The sequence below is a fragment of the Treponema primitia ZAS-1 genome (genome assembly GCF_000297095.1).
In the GTDB taxonomy this organism is placed as follows: Bacteria; Spirochaetota; Spirochaetia; order Treponematales; family Breznakiellaceae; genus Termitinema; species Termitinema primitia_A.
This window is the reverse complement of sequence record NZ_AEEA01000056.1, coordinates 1-11201: the sequence shown is the minus strand read 5'-3', so window position 1 is coordinate 11201 and position 11201 is coordinate 1. Positions and strand designations below refer to the sequence as shown.

Annotated in this window: 10 protein-coding genes; 2 read left to right on the top strand and 8 right to left on the bottom strand. The window is 51.7% G+C overall.

Going from position 1 to position 11201, the window contains the following annotated elements; genetic code table 11:
- Positions 1-227: 227 nt before the first annotated feature.
- From recA to TPRIMZ1_RS0109875, 4 genes are all read right to left on the bottom strand, one after another.
- Positions 228-1589: a recombinase RecA gene (gene recA, locus TPRIMZ1_RS18775; RefSeq protein ID WP_010258447.1), complete on the bottom strand. Its 1362-nt coding sequence runs from the start codon at positions 1587-1589 to the stop codon at positions 228-230.
- A gap of 106 nt (positions 1590-1695) precedes the next feature.
- A complete protein-coding gene (locus TPRIMZ1_RS19745) occupies positions 1696-3204 on the bottom strand; it encodes a leucine-rich repeat protein (RefSeq protein ID WP_081503652.1) in 1509 nt (502 codons plus the stop codon).
- Between the two features lie 100 nt (positions 3205-3304).
- Positions 3305-4102 (bottom strand): DUF445 domain-containing protein, encoded by a 798-nt coding sequence (locus tag TPRIMZ1_RS0109880; protein WP_010258443.1) that lies wholly within the window; start codon positions 4100-4102, stop codon positions 3305-3307.
- Positions 4099-4470, bottom strand: a complete 372-nt coding sequence (locus TPRIMZ1_RS0109875; protein ID WP_010258439.1) for a hypothetical protein — start codon at positions 4468-4470, stop codon at positions 4099-4101. The genes TPRIMZ1_RS0109880 and TPRIMZ1_RS0109875 overlap by 4 nt, the downstream gene beginning before the upstream one ends.
- Before the next feature lie 72 nt (positions 4471-4542).
- On the opposite strand from TPRIMZ1_RS0109875, the gene TPRIMZ1_RS0109870 reads away from it, so the two are divergent.
- On the top strand, positions 4543-5529 hold the full coding sequence (locus TPRIMZ1_RS0109870) for an omptin family outer membrane protease (RefSeq protein ID WP_232616799.1): 987 nt from the start codon (positions 4543-4545) through the stop codon (positions 5527-5529).
- Here the strand turns inward: TPRIMZ1_RS0109870 and TPRIMZ1_RS0109865 are convergent.
- The 4 genes from TPRIMZ1_RS0109865 to TPRIMZ1_RS0109850 form a co-directional block, all read right to left on the bottom strand.
- The gene (locus TPRIMZ1_RS0109865; protein WP_026043647.1) at positions 5516-5905 is read right to left on the bottom strand and encodes a (deoxy)nucleoside triphosphate pyrophosphohydrolase; all 390 of its coding nucleotides are present in this window, start codon (positions 5903-5905) and stop codon (positions 5516-5518) included. The genes TPRIMZ1_RS0109870 and TPRIMZ1_RS0109865 overlap by 14 nt on opposite strands.
- 9 nt (positions 5906-5914) lie before the next feature.
- Positions 5915-6325 carry a hypothetical protein gene (locus TPRIMZ1_RS0109860; RefSeq protein WP_010258433.1) on the bottom strand — a complete coding sequence of 137 codons (411 nt, stop codon included), beginning with the start codon at positions 6323-6325 and terminating at the stop codon, positions 5915-5917.
- A gap of 70 nt (positions 6326-6395) precedes the next feature.
- Positions 6396-6974 (bottom strand): hypothetical protein, encoded by a 579-nt coding sequence (locus TPRIMZ1_RS0109855; protein WP_010258432.1) that lies wholly within the window; start codon positions 6972-6974, stop codon positions 6396-6398.
- A gap of 20 nt (positions 6975-6994) precedes the next feature.
- On the bottom strand, positions 6995-8203 hold the full coding sequence (locus TPRIMZ1_RS0109850) for an LIC_12708 family protein (protein WP_010258431.1): 1209 nt from the start codon (positions 8201-8203) through the stop codon (positions 6995-6997).
- Between the two features lie 104 nt (positions 8204-8307).
- Here TPRIMZ1_RS0109850 and secA point away from each other — a divergent pair, with 104 nt between their 5' ends.
- Positions 8308-11097: a preprotein translocase subunit SecA gene (gene secA / locus TPRIMZ1_RS0109845; protein WP_010258430.1), complete on the top strand. Its 2790-nt coding sequence runs from the start codon at positions 8308-8310 to the stop codon at positions 11095-11097.
- The last annotated feature ends 104 nt before the right edge of the window (positions 11098-11201 follow it).

Genomic DNA, 11201 nt, shown 5'->3' with positions numbered 1-11201 from the left:
AAGACGCCGGCGGGGGCGGTGAATCCCCACTGCGGGATGCCTGTAGAATCCCCCTATGAAGCCCCTTCGGGTCTTCATAGGGGGGAATTCCAGAATATCCCGCAGCGTGGCTCCACCACCCCCGCCGGCGCCATTGTCGACAGGACTGCAAACAAAACTGTAGACAGGGCCGCCTGGAGTAGTGTTTCGCGCAGTGGTTACTACCCAGGGGGTACCTATAGATCAGTTTAGAAAAGGCTGTCGTCTCCTTTGTTGGGTTTCCGGCCTATGGAGATGGTCTCCGTGGAGGCGGCGGGTTTGTTTAGGGGAGGTCTGCCACGGCCCCTGGAGACAGCTGGCGCTTCCGGCGAGGCTGGGGGGGTGCCCAGGGTGATTCCTGCGGGGGGTTTGGGTGCGGCTGCCTGAACAGCGGTAGCGGCGGCGGCAAGACCGGAAGCCGGCGGGGGAGTAGACGCTCCTCCTACAGGGTCCGCTACAGAAACAGTGGCTCCAGTTGGGGCGCTGCTTGCCGGGGTGACGGGGTTTAGTTTTCCTTGGCCTTGCGGGGAGAAATCCCGGCCGGGGAACATGATTTTTCGGAGTTTTTGTTCCACTTCAGAGGCGAAGGCAGGGTTTTCTTCCAGGTATTTTTTTGCATTTTCCCGGCCTTGGCCGACCTTTTCTTCGCCGTAGGAAAACCATGCGCCTTTTTTCTCGATGATATCATATTTAACCGCTGCGTCCAGGAGACTGGCTATGGCGGAAATGCCCTTGCCAAAGATTATTTCTAATTCCGCCTTCCTAAAGGGCGGGGCTACCTTGTTTTTCACCACCTTGACCCGTACCCGGTTGCCCACGGCGTCCTCGTCGCCCCCACCTTCGATGGTCTCAAACTTACGCACATCGAGACGCACCGAGGCGTAGAATTTCAGAGCATTACCGCCGGTAGTTGTTTCGGGGTTACCGAACATGACACCGATTTTCATACGGATCTGGTTGATGAATATGAGGATAGTCCGGGATTTTCCGATGGTGGCGGTGAGCTTTCGCAGGGCTTGACTCATAAGCCGGGCTTGAAGGCCCATATGGGCGTCACCCATATCACCCTCAATTTCCGCTTGGGGGGTTAGGGCTGCCACGGAGTCTACCACGATTACGTCTACGGCGCCGGAACGGACCAGGCTTTCGGTGATTTCCAGGGCCTGCTCACCCGTATCGGGCTGGGAAATCCAGAGTTCATCGGTATTGACCCCCAGATTTTTGGCGTAAACCGGGTCCAGGGCGTGTTCTGCGTCTACAAAGGCCGCCACACCACCCATTTTCTGAGCTTCCGCGACAACGTGGAGCGCCAAAGTGGTTTTCCCTGAAGATTCCGGGCCATAGATCTCGATGATCCGCCCCCGCGGAAAGCCGCCTATCCCCAAAGCTTCGTCCAGGAGCAGTGCCCCCGAGGGGATCACCTCTATACCTGAGGCGTTGATATGAGCGCCCAGCTTCATCAATGACCCGGAACCAAATTGCTTTTCAATCTGGAGCCGGGCAGCCTCCAGGGCCTTCTCTTTTTCTTCGTTTGAGGCCAGGGGGTTTCCCCTGGTTTTTTTCCACTTCATTCTTCGCCATGCTTTCTCCCTCCCCTGCAATGCGATGCTACGGATGATTTTACTTTATATCGTAAAAAAAATATAGCGAAGCCGCAGGGTTTTTCTTTGATTTTTTTTAAGGCAATGCCCTGACCTTAGCTTTTAAGACGTCGGTCCAGCCTGTAGTTACGGTATTTTGATACGTATCAATCGCCGATGATGGTACGTATATGATCCCGGGGTTTGTGCCGGCAAACACGGACTTCCCCAATTCAGGGGGTGTTTCACCAAGGATGAGACATTCAAGGCTAGTACAGTCTGCAAATGCCTTATCGCCAATGATGGCTGCCTGGGGCAAATAAACAATGGAAAGGGATGTACAGGAGTTAAAGGACTTTTTTTCAACTTTTACCGCCCGTGGCAAAAATACCGAAGTAAGGGCGGTACAATTATTAAAAGCCCCAACGGTGCTACCGCCCTCATTTTCTATACGTTCCACGTTATCCAAATATACTGCTTCAAGTTTGGCACAGCCATCGAACGCCCCGTGGGAAACGGTGGTGACCCCGGGCATATCCACTGAAACCAACGCTGCGCAATCCACAAAGGCATTGACGGGAATCGTTTTTAATTCAGATGGTAAAATAAGCGCCCGTATTTTGGCCTTATTAGGCGCCTTTGCTAAGGTAAATTTGTAAAATAATTTCCCGAAGCAGTCACTAAGGTCCAGGGCCGCATAGCGATTTAAAACTGTATAGAGATCTATCAGATTATTTTCAGTTGCCTTGGTCTTGGAGCTTGACAAATCAATTCCCCCTACCGTGATGATATACGGATTTGCCTCAGTATTTATTTGTTGCTTCGCAAGATAGTCCTGCAACTCTTTAGTACCGGTCAATTCTATCGGACTCGAAAATTCAGTGGTATCAAAGTGATAGACCGGTGCGATGGTTTCCGTTTCGGGGTAAATGTATAAAATCTCAGTCTTAACCACCTTGGGGTACAAAGAATTCAGACTCAGTTCCAGCTGGTAACAGCCTGGGGGCAGGGTAAGGGAACCTGCGCTGGCCGCGTCGATATAATTTTCCCGGAGATCGAGGATTCGCCTGGGCTGGTATTGACCGGCGTTATCCAGCCTGGATAGGGTCATCAGGGCGGACCGGACCTTGTCCCCGGGAAATTCCACGGTATAGGAAAGGGTTCCGTTGGCGCCCTCCCCTTCGGGAAACTCTGCCTCAGGGTCATCCGTACCATCCCCATCGGCCGAATCATCAGGATCCTCTGGATCCTCAATATCAGCCGAATCATCAAGATCCTCCGGGTCCCCAATATCGGCCGAATCATCAAGATCCTCCGGGTCCCTAATATCGGCCGAATCATCAGGATCCTCCGGGTCCCCAATATCAGCCTGATCATCAGGATCCTCCGGGTCCTGATGATCAGCCGAATCATCAGGATCTTTCAGGTCCTCGACATCGGTCGAATCATCAGGATCGGATGTTTTACCTGACGGCTCTTTTTCTTCTGGGATTTCCTGGTTAGCCGGTCCATTCCCGATAGCGGGACTAGCCGGATTATCGCAGGATTCAAGAACCAGCAGAAACACGGATAGCCAAAGCACAAAAACAAAATACATTCTTTTCATAAAACCTCCCGTAATACCCCTTGTTAGGGGGGGAAGGTAAAATTTGCTTTAGTAATAGGTAACTTTTTTTATTTTTTTTTCAGTATCTTCTGCCGAGGTTTTATCGGATAAACCAGGAAAAGACCGATTGGAAGAGTCCGATGAGGGCGCCCAAAATGGCGCCAAAAATGTTAATCCACTTGAGCTGGTTAGCCATTACATCCAGAACGATATGTTCCACCGAAAGCATGTCCAAGGAATCGATCCTCTTGGAAACCAGCGCTTTAATATTGATAGTTTTTAACAGGGCAGCGCTTTTTTCTTCTAATACTTGGAGGCCCCGTTCCGAAAATTCATCCCCAAAGAATGTTAGTATCCCCGCTTGTATATCCCGGTCCTTCAGGATTTCATCCAGCTGACGGATAAGATCGTCGATAATCTCCGGCATCCGGTCATGAAGGGTATTATCAAATTGACCGGCGGATAAAAAGAAGCGCTGAAATACGTTTAACCTAAGGATTGCGTTGTTCAGAAAGACCCGGCCATGAATTTCCATGAGCCGATGGATCTCCGGTTTTTTCAGAAAATCGGTAATGGGTTTGGCAGTATCCGGGGCGTTTATTAGTTTTTCCATATACCCCGCTATGGCAGTCTTAAGGCTGTTCCGCACATCCTCCTGCCGCAGCCGGGCAACAAGTATTTCCGGAGTCAGGAGCTGCTGTTCCACAATGGCGCCGATATTTTCCGCCAGCTTATGCCGCTGCCGGGGCAGTATCCCCGGGGTAAAGGGCAGGCGGATACCAAAAACCCGGACCTCCTTTAGGGGCCGGAACAGCATTTTTATAGCCACCGCATTGGTTATATACCCTATCACGGCCCCTATAAGAGGGGGGATAAGCCAAATCAGGAGGGGGTTCATCGAAGCTCTTGTCCGCTGCTTAGGGACTCCGAGGCAGTCATGGCCTGGGTTTCATTGTCATATATCTGTACGCCCGCTTCTTTAATCCAACCCCGGTAGGTGGTGTTTACCCGGATCCACGCTTCCGGAGCCCCGCGGGTTGTTATAATTCTCCGTTCCAGGATCTCCGCCACGGACCCCCGGCGTAAATAGCCCAGGGAAACCGATTCCGGTGCAGGTTCGTTCTGCACATGGGTATACGAATTGCTTATCACCCCGTAGCCGATTACGGAACGGGATAGGGGGGGAGTAACGGGCGGGACAAGGGGCATTTCTTCAGGACCGCGCTTACAGGCCCCCAGGAGGATGGTTAAGCTAAGGACCAGCACTTGACCAGAGCATAAAGATGCACCTACTCTCATAATATGAAAAGTATATACGCCTTTGTATTTTTCGTCAGTATGACTATTGGCGTATTTCCGGTTTTGAGCTATGGCCAGGATGATATAAACTTTACCATTGGCAAGACCCCCTACAGGATCTCTCTGTCCACCGGGACCGGGGTCCTTCTGGGGCAGTCCGAAGAAATTGTTTATAAGTATTCCAAAAAGGATGATAAACTTAGCCAGCTCAACTGGGACCTAAATCCCCTGGTGTACCTGGGTTCAGCCCTGTCTTTTTCCCGTGCCGATCCCCTTGCCGGCCTTGGCGTCGCGGCGGATCTGTCGGTTAAGTTTGGACTTCCAATTTTAAGCGGAACCATGGAAGACCGGGATTGGCACGATTCTTCGGTTTCTACAAGTTATGATGATCCGCGTTTAACCAATTTTTCCTCCCATGACGCCTATATTCAGGGGGCGATGCTACTGGATGTTTCGGGGGGTATCTCGATCCCCATTGCCGCGGAAGTGGTAATCAAGGCCATGCTTTCCGTTTCGTATATGCGGTTTTCCTGGATAGCCCAGGATGGTTACCTCGAATATATGCAGGATGGATGGGATAAAAAATATCTTCAGGGAACCGGCATCACCTATGATCAGAATTGGTTAATCCTCTCACCGGAACTCGGGCTTTTTTGGCCGTTTCACCAAGTTTTAACGCTGGATTTCCGTTTTTTTATTAGCCCTCTGATATTCGCCAGCAATACGGATACTCACATAAATAAAAACGTACAGTACAGCGATATAATACAAGGAGGATTGTATTTGGAACCATATCTGGATCTTAGTTTCTCTTCCAATCAAAATCTTTCATTGGTTTTACACGGTTCCTGGCGGTACATTACCGGTACCCGCGGAGATACCTATTTGTTAATGATAGGTTCAAGTTCTAATCTCTTCCAAAAAAACCCTGACGGAATCCGGGCCGGCGCTTCCTATTCAGCCTTTGATTTAGGGCTCTCCCTGAAATTCGCCCTCCCCCTGGGGAAGCTTTCTAAGAAAAACTAGCCTTTTTTAAGGCCGGAACCAGCTTGAGATCCGAATCGACAAAGGGCAGCAGCTCAATTTCATCAATACTAGCCCAGCGCCATTGGGTATGTTCGGTAAGCGTGAAATTGGTATCGGTAAAATAAATCCGGTAAGCGTTTACCTGGCGGGTAATGCCGTGGTGTTCAAAGCTTGCGGTCCCCAAAAGGGGACCCACGGTGACAGGCGCCCCGAATTCCTCTTCATATTCCCGTTTGAGGGCCATTTCGTCGGACTCCCCCTCTTCCACCTTACCCCCGGGGAATTCCCACCTATCCCCCATATCCCCGCCACTGCTGCGCAGTGCTATGAAGAAGCGTCCATTATCCCAGGCGATTCCTGCGACTGATGTATGCAAGGGGGAACCCTAAAGGAAAAGAACCGTGGGAAAGAGGAAATGAAGGGCTGCCGCCGCCAGGGCAATGAAGCCTATCCATTTTTTATTATGTATCAAAAGCTGTTCAATCTTTTCGGTATGTTCCGGTTCCAAGGTGGACCGGCTGCGGTAGTATTCAAATACCAGGACAAACCCCGCAAGGAAACCCGCTAGGGCGGGAATAAGGTCCCCAATGACCTGCACATCCCCCTGGACCGAAGAGAGGATTTTCAGAAACCCCATTACGATGGTCAGTACCCCCAGGATAAGCCGGCAGCTTTCGTTTTGGAGGGACAGGCGGAACCCGGTATCCAGACTGGTATCCTCTTCACCGGTACCAACAACAAGGGTATACCCCGCCAAGCCGTTCAAAAGGATGGACAAAAAATAAAACTGAATCATACCACTCTCCGCATTTTATAAACATACCTCAATAATGCCCTTCGGTCAAGAAAGAGTATAAAAAGGAAGGCTATTTGGTTTTAACCCGGGTTGAAGCCCGCTGATCCCCTACCTGGAAAAGGAGCATATAGTTTTCCCCACTAAAGGGCAGAACGAGACGATATTCTTCCTCCGGTTCCATCGTAAAAAAGATCTGGCCGGTAAAGACAGGAATATCCGCGGGATTTGTTTTTCCCGAAGACCGTATGATCGGGGAAACCCCCACATATACCTCCCCGGTATATGGGTTTTCCTCCTTGGCGGCAATGCTTTTATTGATAGTGATAAAGGATTCATCCCGGCTGCGTCCGGCCCTGACTGTAAGGTCATTGCCCCCCAGGGTAATAACTCCCCATGGGGCCTGCAGAGCTGAAAAGACCATGATCATGGTTATTATGATCAGGATGGAGATAAAGAGAAATACATGGGATTTTGTGGAAGTGAGGGAGTGGATAAACCCGCCTTTTACCAGCTTCCCTTCATTGAGAGCCCGTACCGCAGGGGATACCCGCTCAAGACGGCGTTCACGGTTATAGTAAAAGATCACCTCCCGGTCCAGATTTTGGAGGGGATCATCGTTTCTTTTCGGTTCCTGTTCCTTTGGTTCCATATTACTCCGGGCTGACAGCCCTATAAGGGACTACCCTCTTCCAGCAACCTGTCGGTGCGCCACCAGACCAGTTTTGCCTGGAAATCCGTGGCAAGGAGGGCCGATAGGATACCTTCGGCGGAGATATAAAAAGCGTTGTATTGAAGTTCTTCATCTTTTACCTGGATAAAACCCCGGCGTTGTTCGTGGGGATTAACGGAGAGGATCATGATGGAATACCCGTCCTCCACCGGAAAGATGAGCAATACCCGGTCGTTTTTTACCGCCCCTAAAAGGGAATAGAGGAGCTTTTCTGTGATGCGGCGGTTATTTTCCGTAACATGGTGCTCAAAGAACGGTACTTCGATGGTACCGCTGTAGGTTCCGTCTTCCACATTCATCATCCAGATTACAGAACTATCCGGTTCCGCACCAAGTTTGGTGTTGGTGGATTCATCGAAGGTTTCCCGGTAATAATCAACTTTGATAAAGAGCTTCCGGCTGTCCGGAGACACCGCAATAGTATCAATTGAAGGAAATACGGGCATACGGTCCGGAGGTGTGGGGATAATTTCATTTCGCAGGGGAAGAAAATACAGCAGGACTCCCTCGGCGTCATACCAATAGATATTCCAGCCCGTGGGCATACGGCAGACAACGGCAAATTCATCCTGTACCGAAACGCTAATCCGCTCGATTTTGGGAAAGGGGGATCCCCCTATGCCCTCCTTACCAAGATATTCCACAAAGCGCCCGTTAGCGTCGAAATGGAGGACTATGGCGTCTTCAATGATCCTGTTTTCCGTGTCAAAACTACGGCGCTCATAGGGAAGCCGGTCTTCCACATAGATATGTTTGCGGGTATCCACGGTGATGTTCCCCGGTTCCTCCAGAGGATACGGAAAAGCCCCCCGGGTTCCCACCCCTTCGGTTTCCACATCGGTCCGCAGTGTCAGGGGCGGCGGGTTGGTTTTTTCGTTATAGATCATGAACAGGAGATCTCCGTAGGAGGTATAGTGGACCACCTTTCCCCCGTTACCGTCGGCAATATAGAACAGACCATCCCTCATTGCCAGGGAGGTTTTTCGGTTGCTCCGCCCTCCCTCCAGGTTGTAGAGGTCGATCTGATCCTCTAAACGCCCAATTTCCAGGGCAAAATGATCCTCACGGGCAATGGAAACAAGCCCTTGCCGGGTACAGGCGCTGAACAATATAAGGGGGACACAGACAAGCAGAGGATGCAGCTTCATGAATAAAACCTTAGACCAGGGGGGACGGCTTGTCAAGGAAGAGTGATGCTCCCCTGCCCCGTTCTCTCTTGCCAACAAGCCCCCTCCGACAGTAAAGTAGTACTATGTTTGAAAAAATCGTAAAAGCCCTGTTCGGCTCCCAGCACGAGCGGGATTTAAAGGCCCTTTTGCCCATATTACACTCGGTGAACGAGAAAGAAGCCTGGGCTGCGGCTCTGCCCGCGGAAGAATATCCAAAAATGACTGCCCTGTTCCGGGAACGCTATGCCAAGGGGGAATCCCTGGATGCCCTGCTCCCGGAAGCTTTTGCCCTGGCCCGGGAAGCTGCCCGGCGGAACCTGGGGGAACGGCCCTACGATGTCCAGGTCCTGGGTTCCATCGTGCTCCACCAAGGAAAGATCGTGGAGATGAAGACCGGGGAAGGCAAGACCCTGATGAGTGTGGCCGCCACCTACCTCAACGCCCTTTCGGGCAAGGGTGTCCACGTGGTTACGGTGAACGATTACCTGGCTGCACGGGACGCGGACTGGATGCGGCCGGTGTTCAGCTACCTGGGCATCACCGTGGGGACCATCCTTTCGGACATGGACAACGATAGGCGGAAGCTGAATTATGCCTGTGATATTACCTATGGTACCAACAACGAATTCGGCTTTGACTACCTCCGGGACAATATGCGCTGGGACCTGGAAGGACGGGTCCAGCGGGGTCACAGTTTTTGTGTGGTTGACGAAATTGACTCCATACTCATCGACGAAGCCCGCACCCCCCTGATCATCTCCGGGGCCGCCGAGGACGATACCTTCAAGTACGCTGAGGTGGATAAGCTCCTGGGGACTCTGGAAGAGGTAAAGAAAAAAGACAATGGCGAGTACCCCGATGAAACCCAGGGAGAAGAGGTCATCGGGGATTATAAACTCAACGAAAAGAACAAAAATATTTCCTTTTCCAATACCGGCATGGCCAAACTTGAGGATCTGCTCCAAAAGCGAAACCTGATCAAGGGCGCCATTGTGGATGAGGAAAACTTTGAGTACCTCCATTACTTTACCCAGGCCCTTCGCGCGCACAAGCTCTTCCATATTGATGTGGACTATGTGGTCCAGGACGGGCTGGTCCAGATTGTGGATGAATTTACCGGTCGTATTCTCTATGGCCGCCGCTACTCCGACGGTCTCCACCAGGCGATTGAGGCCAAGGAACGGATCAAAATAGCCCAGCGAAACCGGACTCTGGCCACCATTACCTTCCAAAATTACTTTAGGTTGTATGAAAAAATATCCGGTATGACCGGTACTGCGGACACTGAGGCCGTAGAATTCGCCAAAATATACAATTTGGAAGTTGTAGTGATACCCACCAATCTGCCCGTGACCCGTAATGACCAGGACGATGTGGTTTACCTGAACGAAGATGAAAAGTTCAGCGCCCTTTGTACTGAAATTGCCGAGGCTCACCAGAAGGGCCAGCCCATGTTGGTAGGCACGGTTTCTATCGAAAAGTCGGAGAAACTTTCAGGCCTTCTTACCCGCCGGGGTGTGCGCCATGAGGTGCTCAACGCCAAAAACCATGCCCGTGAGGCCATCATCATTGCCGAAGCGGGTTCCAAGGGCGCCGTAACCATCGCCACCAATATGGCGGGCCGCGGTACGGATATCAAACTTGGGGGCAGTCCGGAACACCGGGCCCGAAAACGAGCCGGTACCGACGCTCCCCCGGAAAAATACGCGGCAATTTATAAAGAAGAATACGAAACCTGGAAAAAAGATTACGTGGAAGTCAAATCCCTCGGAGGCCTCTATGTAATAGGTACGGAGCGTCACGAAAGCCGGCGTATCGATAACCAGCTCCGGGGCCGTTCAGGCCGCCAGGGTGACCCGGGACGATCGAAGTTTTTCATTTCCATGGACGATGACCTTATGCGCCTTTTCGGCGGGGACAATATCAAGAACCTTATGTCCAAAATCGGCATGGAACCCGGGGAACCCATCTACCATCCCTGGCTCAACAAGAGCATTGAAAAGGCGCAGAAAAAGGTGGAGGAACGGAACTTTGAGATCCGTAAACACCTTCTGGAATACGACGATGTGCTAAACCAGCAGCGGAAGTTTATCTACGAACAGCGGGATGCGATCCTCCGGGACGCTAATCTGCGGAACAGGGTAAACGAAGCCACTGCCGATATGGTCGAGTCCGCAATAGGCCGATACCGCACTGCCCAGCGGCAGGATCAAGGGGAAGCGATAAAGGAACTGACGGCGTATCTTAAGGAAAAATTTGGCTATCCTCTCCCGGTGGATACGTTCAAGGAGAACGGCGCAACCAAGGATGTCCAAACTCCGGAAGCCCTCAGTGCACTGATAATACGGGATCTGGAAGCGGATATTACTAACAAGGAAAACTTGGTAGGTGAAGAAGGTATAAACCATTTTATCCGGGGGCAGTACCTCCAATCAATAGACCGGAAGTGGCTGGATCACCTGGAAAACATGGAAGGTCTCCGGGAAGCAGTTTACCTCCGGGGCTATGCCCAGAAAAACCCCTTAACAGAATACAAAATTGAAGGCTTCCAAATTTTTGATACCATGATCGACACCATCCGTGAAGAAATAGCCTCCCGGGTACATCTGGTCCGCATCATGGCAGCCGGCGAACGCCCCACCGGCCGACAGACCCTTGGCACTGCCCAATCCGCCAGCCACGGCAGTATCGGCGCCTTCGCTTCAAGCGGTGCTGCTTCTAACACCGCTGCAGGAAGCGCCCGTCCAGCCGGCCCCTCTTCCCGCTCCGAGCCCGAGGCAGTTACGGTGGTTCGTTCTGTCCCTAAGGTCGGACGCAATGACCCCTGCCCGTGCGGTTCTGGTAAAAAATATAAGTTCTGCCACGGTAGGTAACCCGGTGAAGCCATGCGCCCTTTGATTGGGTCTCCGAAGCACACAACTTGTAGGGGGGGCCTGTCAGGAAGGGAAAGTATGGGTCCTCCCAGAGGGTCCCTCCA

What these genes read in the sequence shown, in the direction of transcription:
- TPRIMZ1_RS0109855 (WP_010258432.1), bottom strand. Translation starts at nt 6,974, where the DNA reads ATGGAACCAAAGGAACAGGAACCGAAAAGAAACGATGATCCCCTCCAA.
- TPRIMZ1_RS0109870 (WP_232616799.1), top strand. Translation starts at nt 4,543, where the DNA reads ATGACTATTGGCGTATTTCCGGTTTTGAGCTATGGCCAGGATGATATA.
- TPRIMZ1_RS0109880 (WP_010258443.1), bottom strand. Translation starts at nt 4,102, where the DNA reads ATGAACCCCCTCCTGATTTGGCTTATCCCCCCTCTTATAGGGGCCGTG.
- TPRIMZ1_RS19745 (WP_081503652.1), bottom strand. Translation starts at nt 3,204, where the DNA reads ATGAAAAGAATGTATTTTGTTTTTGTGCTTTGGCTATCCGTGTTTCTG.
- TPRIMZ1_RS0109850 (WP_010258431.1), bottom strand. Translation starts at nt 8,203, where the DNA reads ATGAAGCTGCATCCTCTGCTTGTCTGTGTCCCCCTTATATTGTTCAGC.
- secA (WP_010258430.1), top strand. Translation starts at nt 8,308, where the DNA reads ATGTTTGAAAAAATCGTAAAAGCCCTGTTCGGCTCCCAGCACGAGCGG.
- recA (WP_010258447.1), bottom strand. Translation starts at nt 1,589, where the DNA reads ATGAAGTGGAAAAAAACCAGGGGAAACCCCCTGGCCTCAAACGAAGAA.
- TPRIMZ1_RS0109860 (WP_010258433.1), bottom strand. Translation starts at nt 6,325, where the DNA reads ATGATTCAGTTTTATTTTTTGTCCATCCTTTTGAACGGCTTGGCGGGG.